This window comes from Bacillus sp. GC_Bacil_1, assembly GCF_026540675.1.
Lineage (GTDB): Bacteria > Bacillota > Bacilli > Bacillales > Bacillaceae_G > Bacillus_A > Bacillus_A cereus.
Window position 1 is genome coordinate 117,075 of sequence record NZ_JALNUG010000003.1, and the last position, 18,074, is coordinate 135,148.

Here is an 18,074-nt window from a genome sequence, read left to right on the forward strand (position 1 = left end):
TAGCAGGTGGAAGAATATGTATGATATTACGATTATCGGCGCTGGAGTAAGTAGCATTTTTATGGCTTATTCACTAGCTAAAAGTAACAAAAAAGTTTTAATTCTTGATAAAGGTAAAGCGCTAGAAGATCGCCATTGTCCTTTAGACGAAGGAAAAGTGTGTAATTGTACTACATGTGATAAATATTTCGGGTTTGGTGGTTTAGGCAAATCTGAAGGGAAATTTAATTATACAAACGGATTTGGCGGAGAACTTGAGAAAAAAGTCGGTAAAGAGGGTTTTATACAACTCATGGCTGAAGTAGATGAAATTCTATGTCAGTTTGGTGGAAGTTCGGTTTCAAAATATTCTACTGAAAATTCAAGTCTCACTAAGAGAGCTGAAGCGTGTGGTTTACAAATGCTAACAACAGAAGTAAGACATCTTGGTACTACACTTTCCAGTAACATTTTTCAGCAGCTCTATGAATTTTTACTGACGAAAATAAAGATCCAATTTCATATAGATGTACAACATATTCTGAAACAGGAAGATCATTTTACAATAGATACAAATCAAGGAACAGTTCAAACTAAGCAACTAGTATTTGCAACTGGGCGCTCTGGGGCCGATTGGTTAAAAGAAATGTGCAGTTCCCTAAATATTTCTCAGGAGCAAACACGTGTAGATTTAGGAATTAGAGTAGAAATGAAAGAACATCAATTACGTTCTATATTAAAAGATACTTTTGAAACAAAACTTTCTTATCAAGGTGAGCATTTCACAGCAACTACTTACTGTATGAATCCAAAAGGACGCATCATTCGAAAGTACGAAGAAGGTTTAGTTATGCCTGACGGTCAAAATTTTCGAGAGCAAGGAACTGGCACTTCTAATTTAAATTTCACTTTATTTATTCCTCGCTATTTTCCAACTCTCAAAGAAGCAAATGTATACGCAAGTTCAATTATTAAAGGCATTAACCAAGGACGAGATCGGGTTGTTATACAGCGCTTAGAGGACTTACTAAAGAAACAACCTACAGCGGAAAACAGCATGGAACATAGCCGTATACAGCCTACACTACAGGGGGATTATGGAGATTTGAATCAAGAAATTCCTCAATTATATATTGAAGGGCTCAAAGAATTTTTATTACGTTTAGAACAATTTATACAAGAACCTATTGATCAACATACTTTACTATATGGAATTGATGGAAAGTTCTATGCTCCTACGATAAAAATTAATAATCATTTTGAAACTAGTATACATGGGCTATTTTTAATTGGAGATTGTTCAGGCGTTACGCACTCATTATCTCAAGCAGCTGCAAGTGGTCTGTATGTTGGAAAGTACTTATCTGACATTTAATTTCTATCATTAAGATTCTAGTCAAATATTCCTAATTTCAAAACACTTTACTTATATAGTAAAAATATATTAATAAGCCCTCCTATCCTTCCCGGCTAATGATTAACCGACAAAAAATCGGAATTTTACAAGATACATATGTAATATAACTACATATTTAAAACTGTTGGTATTCAATTCTAATAAATTGAATGTCAACAGTTTTAAAAGTCTCTATCCATTTTCACTTTCATTTGTTCGATATTTTGTAACATCATCATAGTGTTTAATATGGTAGGATGTCTATAAGTCAATTTCACTACAACTATGACTTGTTCTGTCCGTTTCTCAAAAAGAGTTATATTTATGCTACTACGCTTTAAAAATCCCCATTGTATGTATATGAATACTTCAAATTATTCCCTTTAGAAAACAGAGTCTAAATGGTTCATTACACTCTAATAGTTATAAAAACATAATATATAACTTCAGTTAAATAAATTGTATAAAGAAGGTGTAAAAATGAAGAATAAAATAAATTTACAAATGCAAAATATAAGCTTTGTTATAATAATGGCTTTAGCAGTATGGTTAAAAACATATCTTATTACGCGATTCAGTTTTGATTTAAAAATCGAGTCTTCAACGCAAGAGCTTATTTTGTTTATTAGTCCTCTAGCCGCATCATTAGCATTTGTTGGATTAGCATTATTTTCAACTGGTGAAAAGCGAAATTATATAGCGCTATGTATTAATTTCTTATTAACAATCGTACTCGTTGGAAATGTAATGTTCTATGATTTTTATAGTGATTTCGTTACATTACCAGTACTTGGACAAACCTCAAACTTTGGACAATTAGGCGGCAGTATTATAGAAATATTAAACTACAAAATTATACTCGCATTCGTAGACATTGTTTTCTTCTTTATTTTATTAAAAAAGAAATCATTGGTCTTTAAAACCGAACGTGTAACTCATTCTACACGCTTGTTATACTTTCTTTTAACAATTGGTGTATTCTTTGCGAATCTACATCTTGCAGAAAAAGAGCGCCCTGAATTATTAACGAGATCATTCGACCGAGTAATGCTTGTCAAAAATTTAGGCCTATATACTCACCAAGTATATGACTTAACACTGCAAGTAAAAGCCGGTTCACAAAAAGCGCTTGCTGATAGTAGTAAATTACAAGAAACTGAAAACTACGTAAAAGCAAACCAAAGCGAGCCAAACCCTAATATGTTTGGTGCAGCGAAAGGAAAAAATGTAATTGTCGTCACTCTTGAATCCTTGCAAACCTTCTTAATAGGCGCATCAGTCAATGGGCAAGAAGTTACACCATTCCTAAATGAATTCATAAATGAAAGTTATTACTTTGATAACTTTTTCCATCAAACTGGTCAAGGGAAAACATCCGATTCTGAATTTCTAATCGATACGTCGTTGTATCCATTAAATCGAGGGGCTGTATTCTTCACACACGGTAACAATGATTATACTGCAACTCCAGAAATTTTACGTCAGCAAGGTTATTTCACTTCTGTATTCCATGCGAATAACGCAACATTTTGGAATCGTAATATTATGTACTCTGCTCTTGGTTATGATCGTTACTATAATGAGCTTGATTACAAAATTACACCAGAAACAAATTTAAATTGGGGATTAAAAGATATCGAATACTTTGATCAATCAGTAGATATATTAAAAACTGTTAATCAACCATTCTATGCTCGTTTCCTTACTTTAACAAACCATTATCCATTTACGTATGATGAAGATACAAAATTCATTGAACCATACAACTCTGGTAATGGCGTATTTGATCGTTACATCGTAACAGCACGTTACTTAGACGAATCAATTAAAAAATTTATTGAACGTCTAAAGGCCGAGGGGCTTTACGATGATTCTATTATTGTGTTATACGGTGATCATTATGGTATTTCCGAAAAACATAATCGTGCAATGGCACAGTTTTTAGAAAAAGATCAAATAACAGAATTTGATACTTTAAATTTACAACGTACACCTTTATATATTCATATTCCTGGACAAACAGAAGGTCAAACTATTTCAAAGCCTACTGGACAAATCGATATGAAACCTACTATTCTAAATTTATTAGGTGTTGATTCTACGAATGATATTCGTTTTGGCCATGATATGTTTTCAGATGAATATACTGGCTTTGTTGTTTTACGTGATGGTAGCTTCATTACAGATAAGTATGCATACAAAAACAACACTTTCTACGACCGTATAACAGGTGAAATTGTAGATTTACCAAAAAAAGAAGCTCAAGCCCTCATTAAACGTGCACAAAATGAATTACGAATGTCTGACAAAATTATTGAAGGCGATTTATTACGCTTCTCAGAAAGCAATAAAATTAAAACTGGCGAAGTACAAACTAAAATTAAAGAAACAGAAAAATAATCTATATATGAAAAAGGAGCAACTTATTACAGTTGCTCCCTTTTACTTTTATTCTACGCTTGTTTCTAAAGCTACATCCGTATAGGTATTATCATTACCTATATTTAAAATTACTTCACATTGACGCAATCTCAATTCAAAGAGCATGATAGAATCATGATAGATTTCAGGATTTGATTTCATCTTATGTAATATCTCTTGTTTTTCTTGTATTTCTAAATGCGTGTTTTCTACAGCTTGCTTTAAGGAGTTAAATGGATTCCTAAAGAATATATTAATATCTCGCTCTTGTGTGTTTTCAAACAGCTCAAATTGCAAGAAAAATTTCTTCATAATAGAAGCCGTTACCTCAGTATAATCTTCATTTTCTACATACTGTTTGTATTTGTTATATAGCATAGATTTATTTTTAGGAAGAACTCCAAATAATTTACCGGCACTTTTCAGTAAAAATTGTGCTGGCGTAAATCGACGTAAAATATTTACTTCATCCATTTGTATTCTAGTCGTCATCCTGTCAGTATCTCTGCGCCAGTCATCAAGCACTTTAAAGTCACATTCTAACTGTATTCTATTTTCTCCAAATAGTGAATTAAGCCCTTCACTAAGTTCTTCTAAATACGTTTGGCTTTGGAGAAGCTCATTATTAGAAGTTGCAATCCAATTTTGCATAGAAAGAGCAAGATTAGGTAGTACAGTTTGTTCTAAATATTTATGCACTCTTTCATTCATTGCTTTATTTAGTTCCGTATCCATGTGCCCGAAATCACTTTCTTCACTAATTATATTAGAACAACTCTTTAATATCTTCGGGATATTTTCAGTAAGATCATTCGTAATTTCAGTCTTCATTGAACGATATGATTGTGTAATGAAATGAATTTTTTCCCTCTCAAATGCAGTAAGGTTATTAATGCTACCGTTTAGTTTCACTAGCATATCTTCATTCCAATTAATAGCATCCACTAGATTGTTTTCTTTCTCAACACGTTTATCCAAAAGATATGTAATTGTTTTTCGAATGAAATATAATAACTTTTCAGTACGTTCTGCATCGATATGTTTATGATTAAAGTTAAAATGAATAAACTCAGTTAAATCATTTAATTGTTGACTACTTGTATATAACGAAGAATAAGGGAAAATTCTCGCATGTGGGAAATATGTGTTTATTCTCGCTGCCGTATCATGTAATACCCTTTTTACTTCTGCTTCACTGTAAATGTTATCGATTTTATTTAATAAGAAATGAATTTGTAAATTTGGCGTATGTTCTTGAATACTTAATAGAATGTCACGTTCTTTATCAGTAAAAGGTGAATCCGCATTCAATACGAATAGTAATTCGTCTACAGAATTTAAATATTCGAATATCTCATCTCTAGTGTCGTTATTCCTATTAAAGCCAGGTGTCACTACAAATGTAAGTTTATTTTCATTTAAAAATCTGCATGGTAATTTAAATTCAACACACGCTCTATCTCTATATGTTTGATGGTGCTGAGACATCATATTATGGTAATCAGAGACATCTTCCGTTGTTGTAATTGCTGAGTCTGTTATGGCGTTTATTTCTATATGAGCATCATTTTTTAAAACTACTACATTTGAAATTGATTTTTCTAATATATTTTCTCCTAATATAGAGTTAATAAATGTAGTTTTTCCGTTTCCTGAAGTTCCCGTTACTAAAATACGATTTGTTCTTAAATCTGCGAGCTCGTCAACTAGCCATTTAAATCGGTGACCTATTTCTATATTGTGCTTTTGTGCCCATTGTGTAATAGATTCAAAAAGATGTAAGCTGTACTCTAAGCCATTTACATGATTAATAGAATGTGACAGTAAATTTTCCGCATGTTCTATATTTGCTGAATCTATTTTGGAAGGGAAAATCTCATCCCATGCCAATACAGCTGCAGATGGAAATACAGCATAAGATGGATTGACTACCTTTAACCAATTTGCTAACAGATTTGGTATGATATCGTTTAATTGTCTAAGCGTATATTGACCTTGAATTAATGCAAAGTACGTTTCTTCGTAAAGAGCAGAAACTTTGTTCCATATATCGGACGAATGTATTTCAATATGTAAGAAAAATTCATTTATTGTATTAAGCCATAATAAATAATTTTGTTCATCTTTATAACTGTTCCAAAGTGATGAAACCATTTGTGTAAATTGTACTTGATCTACATTATTTAATGTAGCTAATGCATCATAAAAATAGTCTGGTGAAATATGTTTAGTAAACCCTTTATCGATATATCCTTTTAACACCTCAAACCACGGATACGATTCTATTCGAATTAACTCATTCACAGCAAGCTCTACTGCACTATCAAAATCTTGCTGTTCCTCATAAAAGGAACGGGCAATTTTTGTGACATTCGGATAATCAGGATTTAAAGAAACTGCTTCTTTAATAACACCGAAAGCTGAGTCAAAATTATTTTGCTCAATGTAAAGAGAAAGTAATTGTAATCTAATTTCGGTCATCAATATTTTATTATCAGTAGTAACGGAAGTATAAATATTTTCAGCAAATGATAATTGATTAAGTTCGAAATAAGCATCCGCAATATTTTTTTGTGCCCATGGTGCTAATTCATTACTAACCTTCTCCCATTTAAAAATAGCTGCTTCAAAATCTTGATGACGATAATAAAATTCACCTTGTGCAAAACGAATATAAGACCCATCAGAAATCTGATTTTTTTCTTCGTTTACATAAGCTTGTCCAAGTACGTCAAGAGTTGGTTTTGTTTCATTTTCCATTAGGAATGTTTCATAATACACCTTTTTTATTAATTGTTTTTCTAATCTCATCTTTTCCCCCACTATATCTTGAAAATACATTTTTAAGATATGTCAATACTTTTTGTATGTATGCTTTTTATCTTAACAAAGAATATCTTTTGGAAAATTTCATTTTCCTTTCATTTTTCAAGTTAGATTGAATTTTTATGAGAAAAGTTTCAGTTTTTTTTCAATTTCCTTTCAGTTATGAAACAGCATTAAATGTTCCTAATAACCTAATAACACTATAATATCCCACATTATATTATCAGGAAAACCCCATATAAACCATATTATAAAAACAATCTATATTGAATTTATATGCATAATTCACTGTGCTGTCAAACAAAAAAACAACAATAGGAGCTAACAGCTATCCTTACCATTTCTTCTCAAATTGTTTTCCTTTAAAATGTTTCAGTGGTTATGTAATTAAATTCCATTAACCTATATAAATAACTAGTCCAAAAAAAATCTATATGCATATCATGTTATAGTAAAGAATTTAGGAGATCCTAAAAGGAGGCATTTTCATGTTTGAAGATAAATCTAAAATAAATTACCCATATGAATTTACTGAAACTACAACAGTTCCTCTAAAGAACCCCATTGATAAAAAATTCAAGAACGGGACAGGTACACATAACTTTCCAATTAAGAAGCACTATAAAGAGCAAGTTCTATACACTGAAAAAATCAATAATAATAAAAATAAATAATTGTATAGATCCTTATAACAATTAGCCAAATAAGAAGCAACATTTGGCCATGCATAGTTATTTGGTTAGTAATGTAGAAACCTTTATTATACAATTCATGCACCTTTTAAAAAGTGCTGTATACAGCGCTTTTTTATACATAGATAAATTTAAGCTAACGCAACCAAGAAATAAACTGCAAAATTACTCCACCTTATTTTCGTTTAACAATTAAATCTACATATTAAAAGGGAGCAACAGTAAATGTTGCTCCCTTTTGAAATGTAATTTTATTCACCCTACATAACCCTCTTAAACATCTTCTCCAACTCATAAGTAGAATGATGCACAAGAATTGGTCTTCCGTGCGGGCATGTGTACGGGTTTGTTGTTGTACGTAGTTCTTCCAGTAAAGCAAATATTTGATCGTTCGTTAAATATTGATTCGCTTTAATGGATGCTTTACAGCTCATCATGATGGCTGCTTCTTCACGTAACTTTTTAATATCAACTTTTTTTAGTTTAACGACTTGCTCCATCATTTCATCGATAATTTCTGTTTCTTGTCCTTTCGGGAACCACGTTGGATGTGAGCGGACGATAAAGGATTGATGGCCGAATTGTTCTAAAAATAGCCCGACTTTTTTTAGTTCTTCTAACTGTTCTTCGACACGTAAAAATTCAGTAAGAGATAGATCAATACGGTACGGTACAAGTAACTCTTGTACTTCTTGCGCTACTCTTCCTACTTTATCACGGAAGTATTCATAATTAATACGTTCCTGCGCGGCATGCTGGTCAATCATATATAAGCCTTTATCATTTTGAGCGAAAATATATGTTCCGTGCATTTGTCCAATTGGATAAAGCGGTGGTAAGTCATTCCCATTCATTTCAATCTCTTTTATTTCCCGAACTTCTTCTTCTAATTCCTCTAGTTCAAAGTCCTCTTCATTACTGTCCCACGATTTCTCTTCTCGAATTGGTTCTTCAATTATCGGTCTAGTAGATGGCTGCCAACTTTGTTCTTCTCTTATGAGCGACTGTGGTGGTTGCCATTCTTGTTTCGGCGGTTGCCACAGTTGTGCTGGCTGTTTCACAGGCAGCGGTTCTTCTTGTTTTTCATCCATGCCAGTTGGTAAAACGATGTCCGGCATGGATGGTTCTTTCGGCTTCGCATGCTCAAACTGGAACTGTTCTTGCACACTTTCGTCTTTTTCTTTTTTCTTCGTTGTTACGCCTGCATCTGGAATGAGCTGTATTTTTTTAAATGCAGCTTGCAATGTTTCTTCGATAAGCTTTAGCAATTCTTGTTCTTTACTAAAACGAACCTCTAATTTCGCTGGATGTACGTTAACGTCAACTAGCATTGGATCCATTTCAATCGATAAGAAGCCAATTGGATATCGGCCGACTGGCAGTAATGTATGGTATCCTTGCTGAATTGCTTTCATTAGTACAAAGTTTCGAACGTAACGACCATTTACGATCGTTGACATATAATTACGAGATGCTCTCGTTACTTCTGGTAATGTTACATAGCCTTTAATTGTAAAGTCTAAAGATTCCGCTTCAATTGGAACAAGCTTCTTCGCAACTTGAATACTGTAAATCGATGCAAGTACTTGTCTTACATCACCGTTACCTGATGTATGAAGCAATTTCTTTTCATTATGAAACAGTTTTAACGATACTTCTGGATGTGACATTGCAATACGATACACGATATCTGTAATATTCCCGAGCTCCGTATGAATGGTTTTCATATATTTAAGACGCGCTGGTGTATTAAAGAATAAGTTTTGTACTGTAATATCTGTTCCTTTTCGGCTCGCAGTTTTCTCTTGCTTTATAATGTCTCCACCTTTAATGATGAGGTGTGTACCAGGCGCATCACCTGTGCTAGTAATTAATTCTAATTCACTAACAGAGGCAATACTCGGCAATGCCTCACCGCGGAAACCGAGTGTTCTTATACGAAACAGATCATTTTCATCTTTAATTTTACTCGTCGCATGGCGTTCAAAAGCGACGATACAATCTTCTTCTGCAATACCATCACCGTTATCAATGATACGAATTTTCGATAACCCAGCTTCTTCTAAGTGGATTTCAATAGATGTACTATTCGCATCGATAGAATTTTCCACAAGTTCTTTTACGACTGAGGCAGGGCGCTCTACTACTTCCCCTGCCGCAATTAAATTAGAGAGTTGGTCATCGAGTTTGCGAATTTTCCCCATCTACTTACTCATCCTTTCTTTAACTTCTTCTGTAAGCGATACAATTCGTTCATCGCTTCTAAAGGTGTCATATCAAGTAAATCGATTTTTTTAATTTGCGCAAGTACTGCGCTTTCTTTTTGATCAAGCACAGGCTTGTCTTGTTTTTTTGAAGATTGGTCTCCTCCAAAGAAAGATAGTTGTGACTCTTCTTCAGTCTCTTCTTTCTTTTCTTCTATTTCTGCCGGTTCTTCTTTTACAACTACAGGTTCTGGAACAACTTCTTGTACCTTTACTTCTACACGCTTTGGAATAATAATTTCTTCCTGTCCTTCTAGTTGTGCTAACACTTCTTTCGCGCGGGCAATTAAGCTATCTGGAAGCTCGGCAAGTTGCGCAACGTGAATTCCGTAACTTTTATCAGCTGCTCCATCTTGAATTTTATGAAGGAATACTACTTTTCCATTCTCTTCAATTGCTGAAACGTGTACATTTTTCAGTTGATTTAAACTCTCTTCTAACACAGTCAATTCGTGATAATGCGTAGAGAATAACGTTTTTGCACCAATTTGGTCATGAATATGTTCAATGATTGCTTGTGCAAGTGCCATGCCATCATACGTAGATGTACCGCGTCCAATTTCATCGAATAAAATTAAACTTCTTTCTGATGCATTTGCAATTGCATTTTTCGCTTCTAACATTTCGACCATAAATGTACTTTGACCTGAAATTAAATCATCTGCTGCACCAATTCTCGTAAAGATTTGGTCAAATACAGGTAATACTGCTTCTGTTGCTGGTACGAAACAACCAATTTGTGACATAACCGTTACAAGTGCTAACTGTCTCATATACGTACTTTTACCAGACATGTTCGGTCCTGTAATTAAAAAGACATCCATCTCTTCTGGCATAATACAATCATTCGGTACATACAATTTCCCGTTCAATACTTTTTCAACGACAGGATGACGACCATCTTTAATAAAGATTTCACGCTTCGTTGTTAGTACAGGTTTTACAAACTGTTCTTCTTCACTAACTGTCGCAAAACTTTGCAGTACGTCTAATTCACTAATTACTTTCGCTAAATGTTGTAATTTCGGAATAAATACTTTTACTTCTTCACGAAGCGCTGTAAATAAATCGTATTCTAGTTGTACAATTTTTTCTTCTGCTTCTAAAATTAACGTTTCTTTTTCTTTCAGTTCATCTGTAATGAAACGTTCAGCATTAGCAAGCGTTTGTTTTCGTTCGTAGCGGCCTTCTGGAAGTGCTGCAAGATTCGCCTTCGTCACTTCAATGTAGTAGCCGAAAATACGGTTGTACCCGATTTTTAACGATTTAACTCCTGTAATATCACGCTCTCGTTTTTCAAGCTCAGCGATCCACGTTTTTCCGTTTTTACTAACGTAACGATATTGATCAAGCTTGTCATTATAACCGTCTTTAATAATATCTCCATCTTTAATAGAAAGCGGTGGGTTTTCTTGAATACTTCTTCCTAGTAATTCAGTTAAGCTCTCACATGGATCCGCTCCTTGAATTAACCTTGCTGCATAAGCATTATCTAACAAACTAATCGCTTCTAAAATAGCTGGCACTTGAAGTAAAGATCGTCTTAACTGTAATAAGTCCCTTGCATTGACATTACCAAATGCAACTTTTCCTGCTAAACGTTCTAAATCATATACTTCTTTTAATTTTTCTTTTAAATCTTCACGTAAGAAGTAATCATTTACAAATGTTTCAACCATTTCTAAACGCTCTTCAACTTTTTCTTTCTGAATAAGTGGACGTTCCATCCACTGTTTTAACATACGACCACCCATAGCTGTTTTTGTTTTATCCAATAGCCATAATAATGATCCTGTTTTTTCTTTCGTTCGAAGTGTTTCCGTCAGCTCTAAATTTCGCTTTGAATGCACATCAATTTTCATAAATTGATTCGTATAATAAATTTCTACAGGTTGTAAATGATCTAATGAACGTTTTTGCGTTCTTATCACATAGTTAAATAAGCGTCCAATTGCTTTAATTAACTTTGCTTGCGAAACATTTTTCACAAGATGTTCTAATCCTTCAGGAATTGCCGTTGCATCTTCATATGAAATTGTCATTTTTAACGTTTCAGTTAATTTATTTAATTCATCTTTAGAAAATGAAGAATCTACAACAATTTCTTTCGAACCAGTTGCATACACTTCCAATAAAATATCTTCTACTGAACCAGTCAATAACGTTACTGTATTTTGTCCAGTCGTTAAATCATTACAAGCTAAAGCATATGATCCATCTTCAAAATGTGTTAATGCGGCTAAGAAGTTGTTTTCTTTCTCATCAATTGTACGCCCTTCCATCATCGTTCCTGGCGTAATTAGTTGTACTACTTCACGGCGCACTACACCTTTAGCTGTTTTTGGATCTTCCACTTGCTCACAAACAGCAACTTTATATCCTTTTTCAACAAGTTGTTCAATATAATTTTTAGCTGCATGATGGGGTACACCGCACATCGGTATACGATCACTACTGCCACCATCTCGGCTCGTTAATGTAATCTCAAGCTCATGAGCTGCTTTAACGGCATCTTCAAAGAACATTTCATAAAAATCGCCTAATCGGAAAAATAAAAAGGCATCTTGATAGTCTGCCTTAACCTTTAAATATTGCTGTATCATAGGGGTATATTGCGTCATACTTTTCCTCCATAATTCTTACATAGTAATCAATTTTCATATATGTCACATTTCACGGACATCCATATCTCCTATTTCAGGAGTCTATCTTCATTATAACATATTTCATAAAGAATCATGTTCATTCAGCGCCACTTATGTAAAGTAAAAAGCTAGGAAGAACTTCTCCCTAGCTTTCTATTACTCTTCTTCTGCATCAACGATAAAGTTCGGATCTAATTCTTCAAATTCATCATCAGCAATTTGGAAATCATCATCTGATTCTACGCAGCCTTCAGGATTTACACTTACACAAATTTTCGTTTCTCCAACTACTTCTGTTACAAATTCACGTTCTACAGTTACAACAATTTTATTACCGTTTGGTGATACAAGCGCTTCTAAACAATTTGGTGGCTGAATAACACGAGCAATAATTTCTAAATCGTCACCAGAAAAGTTTTTATCACGATAACCAATGCTGACTTCGTCCGTGTAGTTCACGCGTTCTGTTACAACTTCAGTCTTTGTATTTCCATCAAATGAATACCAAGTGTTCACATCATAGAAACCTTCAATTTCCACATGCTTCCCATTCTTTCTTGCTTCGTACGAGTGGTTAATTACCCAGCACCCTAAAATACTTGTTGGTTCATTATTCGATTCACATGTATGCGTTGACTTTGTATACTTACGTCCTTTTCCAACCACTGCTTTTGTAATAATCTCTCTAAATTCGGACATTCGTAACCCTCCTCAATCACTATTCACTTAATCATATGCGTGACAATAGCGGAATGTGTCATTCTTTTTTTGAGAAGAACTTACGTTTAATCAACTAAAAAAAAGAGATGTCAATATGACATCTCTTTAACAACCACAATTTCCTTTTTTACTTTCTACCGCTGCGCCAGTTTCACCCTTAAGTACATCGCCACCAGTTGAAATTAATATTTCATCTGTTACGTTGTTAGAAATTGTACTAGCAACTAACTGTAATAAGTCATTTACATATGTTTGTGAAGATTTAAATTCTTGTACAACTGGAATACTGTCTAACTTATCTTGCAATGCATCAATTTCAGCTTCTACCTTTTTTAAAGCTTCCCATTTCCCGTAATGTTGCAAGTTTACTGCTTGTTTTTGCAGTGCTTTAATTTCATCGATTGCGCGCTTTACATTTTCATTTTTATGAATTTGCGCCTCTGCTTTCTTAAAAAAATCAACCTCTTCTGTTTCAGAAATCATTTTTGCTAATTCTTTCGCTTGTTCAACAATGTCATCTTTCGAATATACTTTCATCTATTATTTCACCTCAATCGGCTCTTCAACTAATTCCCCGTTAAGAGACCAAGTTTTTGCTTCCGTTACTTTTACTTTCACAAGCTGACCAATTAAAGATTTTGAAGCAACGAAGTTTACAAGTTTATTCGTACGAGTATAACCTGCAAGTACTTCCGGATTATTTTTACTTTCCCCATCAACTAACACTTCTACAATTTGACCTTTATAACGACTATTCTTTTCAATTGCCAACGTATTTACTAGTGTATTTAAGCGTTGAAGACGTTCTTTCTTTACTTCCATCGGTACATTATCTTTCATTTTTGCAGCTGGTGTACCTTCGCGAGGAGAATAAATAAATGTAAAGGCAGTATCAAATCCTACTTCACGATATAACGACATCGTTTCTTCAAATTGCTCATCTGTTTCATTTGGGAAACCAACGATAATATCTGTTGTTAATACTGCATCTGGAATTGCTTCTTTAATTTTTCTTACAAGTTCTAAATAATGCTCACGCGAATATTTACGCGCCATAATTTTCAACATATCTGTACTTCCAGATTGAACTGGTAAATGGATATGTTCTACTAGGTTGCCACCTTTGCCAAGTACTTCAATTAAGTGATCATCGAAATCACGTGGATGGCTCGTTGTAAAACGAATACGGGCTATATCAACTTTACGAAGTTCGTCCATTAAATCACCAAGACCGTATTTTACATCTTCAAAATCTTTACCATATGCATTTACGTTCTGTCCAAGTAATGTAATTTCTTTATAACCATTCGCAGCTAAGTGACGAATCTCTTGGATAATATCTTCTGGACGTCTACTTCGCTCTTTTCCTCGTGTATACGGTACAATACAATACGTACAGAACTTATCACAGCCATACATAATATTTACCCAAGCTTTAATATCACCACGACGTACTTTCGGAAGGTTTTCAATTACGTCGCCTTCCTTTGACCAAACTTCAACTACCGTTTCCTTCGAGAACATCGCATCTTTTAGAATGTACGGTAATCTATGAATATTATGCGTTCCAAACACCATATCTACATGCTGATTTTTTTGCATAATTTTATTTACAACAGATTCTTCTTGAGACATACAACCACATACACCAATTAAAAGGTCCGGATTGCTTCGTTTTAGTGACTTTAAATGGCCTAGTTCACCAAACACTTTATTTTCAGCATTTTCACGAATGGCACAAGTGTTTAATAAAACTACATCTGCATCTTCAGTTGAAAAAGTTGGTTCATATCCAAGTGTTGTGAAAATACCTGCCATTACTTCCGTATCATGCTCATTCATTTGACAACCATATGTACGAATATAGAACTTTCGGCCTGTACCAAAATTGCGAAACTCTTCAGGTAAGCCAAAATCCCGCTCAATTTTAACTTCTTCTTTCCCGCGCTTTTTCGCATCCTTTAAGGAAGGTGGTTGATATACACTTTCAAAGTATTTACTATAATCTTTCTCTTCTTTTTTCGTAGAGGAATTTGCTTGTTGACTTGCTAATCGTTGTTGCTCGTTCATCGGTAATCTCCTTTCACCCTTAACTATACACACTCTATAGTCCATTTTAATGCGCTTAGACTCACCTCAAAAATGGTTAGATAGCTTGGAGATAACTTGTCCTTTGAAACTTGAGTAATCAATCTAATCATTCATAAGAATGAAGTCTTCCCCACGCAAATAGACATTCCCTTTTTATCATTTCTTGTTGTCCTACCCAAAAGCATATTGCTTTATCCCTATAAACATTACCATAGTATGACGTGTTTCGCCAATTTTAACAATTCAGAGGCCCTTTAGTATCTTACATTTCATAAGCAATGAACTTGCCATTTTCATACAACGATTTACATATTATTTTACCATTCTGAATTTTCTAAGTAAATAAAACTACCCTATATTTTTTGCACATAAAAAAGGTTGCCAAATCGGCAACCTCCTCTTCTTACATTACATAAATTCAGCAACAAGCTCATCAAACATTTTCTGATCCATATTTAAATCAGATTTCACTAAAGGCTCTTCACTATAGCCTTTAACAAGTTCTTGATATGATGGTTGCTTAGTATTTTGATAAATCAAACCTGTTACTAAACCGTTATTTTCCATTAACGTTTGCATAGCCATCATGCGATTAGATGGATCATATCCCTCTACTGTGCTTAGTTTCGTTAAGTTCTCTTTAAACCAATCGTAAGTATTTACTTTATTGTAAGTAACACATGGGCTAAATACGTTAATTAATGAAAATCCTTTATGGTTAATACCAGCTTCAATAATTTGTGTTAATTCTTTTAAATCACTCGAAAAGCTTTGCGCCACAAATGTCGCACCAGCTGTTAAAGCCATTTCCATTACATTTAGTGATGGTTCAATTGAACCTTGTGGTGTGCTTTTCGTTTTAAATCCCGCTTCACTACGTGGTGAAGTTTGCCCTTTTGTTAACCCGTAAATTTGGTTATCCATTACGATGTACGTAATGTCGATATTACGACGAATAGAATGGATTGTATGTCCCATACCAATTGCAAATCCATCACCGTCACCACCTGAAGCGATAACTGTTAAATCACGATTTGCCATTTTCACACCTTGTGCAATTGGAAGGGCACGACCATGAATACTATGCACACCATATGAATTAATATAACCTGAAATACGGCCTGAACAGCCGATACCAGAAATAACAGCAAGTTCATCTGGATTTAAGCCAACGTTAGCTGCTGCACGTTGAATTGCAGCTTGCACTGAGAAGTCTCCGCAACCTGGGCACCAGTTTGGCTTTACACTGTTACGAAAGTCCTTAAATGTTGCCATTTAATACAACCCCTTTTTTGCATTCGTTGTAAATCTCTTTCGGCAAGAATGGGTTTCCATCATATTTTAAAAGACTAGAAATTTTCTCACCATTACCAAGATTCATTTTCATAATGTTAGCAAGTTGACCTGTTGCATTGTTTTCTACTACTACAACACGCTTCGCCTTTTTCACAAGTGGATCGATTTCAGCTGTTGGGAACGGGTGAATTAAACGCACATGAGCATGGTTTACTTTCATACCCTCTTGTTCTAAACGCGTCATTGCCTCTTCGATCGCACCACGAGTTGAGTTAAATCCAACAAGCAATACATCTGCTTCTTCATGCTTAACATTTTTATAAACAGGGGTATTAAACTTCAAGTTCTCCATTTTACGGAAACGTTTGTCCATTTGATCTTTACGGTTTATTGCTGATTCCGATGGCTTTCCAGTTTCATCATGTTCTACACCTGTAACATGGTGAACACCATTTTTCATACCAGGTAAAACACGCGGCGAAACGCCGTCTTCAGTTACTTCATAACGCTTGAAGTATGCTTTATTTTCACGTTCTGGTAATTCTGCTTCTAAATCAAGCTTACCACGACGGATTTTCACTTTATCTAATTTAAGTGGTTCTACTGTTTGTTTTCCTAACGAAAGCTGTAAATCTGTTAAGAAAATAACAGGAACTTGATATTCTTCAGATAAGTTAAATGCTTCTACAATGTCATAGAAAGCTTCTTCAACTGTACTTGGCGCCATTACGATTTTTGGAATTTCACCATGCGTACCGTAAATCATCGCCATTAAGTCAGACTGTTCTTGTTTCGTTGGTAATCCCGTACTTGGACCACCACGTTGTGTATCAACAATTACTAATGGGGTTTCTGTAATACCTGCTAAACCGATTGCTTCCATCATTAATGACAGACCAGGACCAGCAGATGCAGTTAATGTACGAACACCAGCATAGTTTGCGCCGATTGCCATTGTACAAGCTGCAATTTCATCCTCAGTTTGGATTACTGTTCCGCCGACTTTCGGTAATTTTTTAATTAAGTATTCCATAATTTCTGATGCAGGTGTGATTGGGTATGCTGACATAAAACGAGCACCACCAGCTACCGCACCAAATGCGATTGCATCGTTTCCAATCATAAACATGCGTTTTTTACCATCAGCTTTTTCAAGCTGCATCATGTTTACTTTCTCACCTAGTAATTCTTTCATATATTGAGAGCCGCGTTTAATTGCGTCCATATTCTTTTGAACGACTTGCTCTCCTTTACGACCAAAGATTTCTTCAACAACATCTAAATAAGCTGTTTCGTCTAATCCTAATACTGCACTTGATGCTCCAACAGCAACCATGTTTTTCATTAATGATGTGCCTAATTCTGAAGCAATATCTGTAAACGGTATCACATATAGATTTACATCTGTATTGTCGGGTATTGTTGGATTAAATTTCGCATCCGCAACTACAATTCCACCTGGACGTAGTTCGTGGAAGTTAAAATCAATTGTTTCTTGGTCAAAAGCAATTAAAATATCTAAATCATCTGAGATCGCGCGTACTTCTGTTGTACTTACACGAATTTTATTATTTGTATGGCCGCCTTTTATACGTGATGAGAAGTGGCGGTAACCGTATAGGTAATATCCTAATCGGTTTAATGCAATACAGAAGATTTCTCCTGTACTTTCAATTCCTTCACCTTGTTGGCCTCCAACTTTCCATGAAAGTTGACTAATCATCTCCTACACCCCTTTTGGCTG

11 protein-coding genes are annotated in these 18,074 nt (G+C 34.4%); 3 read left to right on the forward strand and 8 right to left on the reverse strand.

The genetic code is table 11. The features are described 5' to 3' along the window. Positions 1-16: 16 nt before the first annotated feature. Both OXT04_RS05980 and OXT04_RS05985 read left to right on the forward strand, forming a co-directional pair. Complete coding sequence (locus tag OXT04_RS05980) at positions 17-1,354, forward strand: NAD(P)/FAD-dependent oxidoreductase (protein ID WP_000272120.1); 1,338 nt, start codon at positions 17-19, stop codon at positions 1,352-1,354. A 501-nt stretch (positions 1,355-1,855) separates the two neighbouring features. After that, positions 1,856-3,775 (forward strand): LTA synthase family protein, encoded by a 1,920-nt coding sequence (locus tag OXT04_RS05985; protein ID WP_000791039.1) that lies wholly within the window; start codon positions 1,856-1,858, stop codon positions 3,773-3,775. A gap of 48 nt (positions 3,776-3,823) precedes the next feature. Here the strand turns inward: OXT04_RS05985 and OXT04_RS05990 are convergent, their stop codons facing one another. After that, positions 3,824-6,607, reverse strand: a complete 2,784-nt coding sequence (locus tag OXT04_RS05990; protein WP_016512419.1) for a dynamin family protein — start codon at positions 6,605-6,607, stop codon at positions 3,824-3,826. 503 nt (positions 6,608-7,110) lie between these two features. Between OXT04_RS05990 and OXT04_RS05995 the strand changes: the two genes are divergently transcribed. Then, entirely contained in the window at positions 7,111-7,296 is a 186-nt protein-coding gene (locus OXT04_RS05995) for a hypothetical protein (RefSeq protein ID WP_000461138.1), read from the forward strand. A gap of 278 nt (positions 7,297-7,574) precedes the next feature. Here the strand turns inward: OXT04_RS05995 and mutL are convergent, their stop codons facing one another. The 7 genes from mutL to OXT04_RS06030 form a co-directional block, all read right to left on the reverse strand. After that, positions 7,575-9,518, reverse strand: coding sequence for a DNA mismatch repair endonuclease MutL (mutL, locus tag OXT04_RS06000; RefSeq protein WP_016080555.1), 1,944 nt, complete (start codon positions 9,516-9,518; stop codon positions 7,575-7,577). A gap of 8 nt (positions 9,519-9,526) precedes the next feature. Then, on the reverse strand, positions 9,527-12,199 hold the full coding sequence (gene mutS / locus OXT04_RS06005) for a DNA mismatch repair protein MutS (protein ID WP_065229237.1): 2,673 nt from the start codon (positions 12,197-12,199) through the stop codon (positions 9,527-9,529). Between the two features lie 180 nt (positions 12,200-12,379). Continuing rightward, on the reverse strand, positions 12,380-12,922 hold the full coding sequence (gene cotE / locus OXT04_RS06010; RefSeq protein WP_001288799.1) for an outer spore coat protein CotE: 543 nt from the start codon (positions 12,920-12,922) through the stop codon (positions 12,380-12,382). Between the two features lie 126 nt (positions 12,923-13,048). After that, positions 13,049-13,480 (reverse strand): YlbF/YmcA family competence regulator, encoded by a 432-nt coding sequence (locus OXT04_RS06015; protein ID WP_000870460.1) that lies wholly within the window; start codon positions 13,478-13,480, stop codon positions 13,049-13,051. Positions 13,481-13,483: 3 nt separating this feature from the next. After that, positions 13,484-15,013: a tRNA (N6-isopentenyl adenosine(37)-C2)-methylthiotransferase MiaB gene (gene miaB, locus OXT04_RS06020; protein WP_267413957.1), complete on the reverse strand. Its 1,530-nt coding sequence runs from the start codon at positions 15,011-15,013 to the stop codon at positions 13,484-13,486. Positions 15,014-15,442: 429 nt separating this feature from the next. Next, positions 15,443-16,309, reverse strand: coding sequence for a 2-oxoacid:ferredoxin oxidoreductase subunit beta (locus OXT04_RS06025; RefSeq protein WP_000190155.1), 867 nt, complete (start codon positions 16,307-16,309; stop codon positions 15,443-15,445). Further along, entirely contained in the window at positions 16,296-18,053 is a 1,758-nt protein-coding gene (locus OXT04_RS06030) for a 2-oxoacid:acceptor oxidoreductase subunit alpha (RefSeq protein ID WP_267413959.1), read from the reverse strand. Before OXT04_RS06030 ends, OXT04_RS06025 begins: the two co-directional genes overlap by 14 nt. Positions 18,054-18,074: the final 21 nt, after the last annotated feature.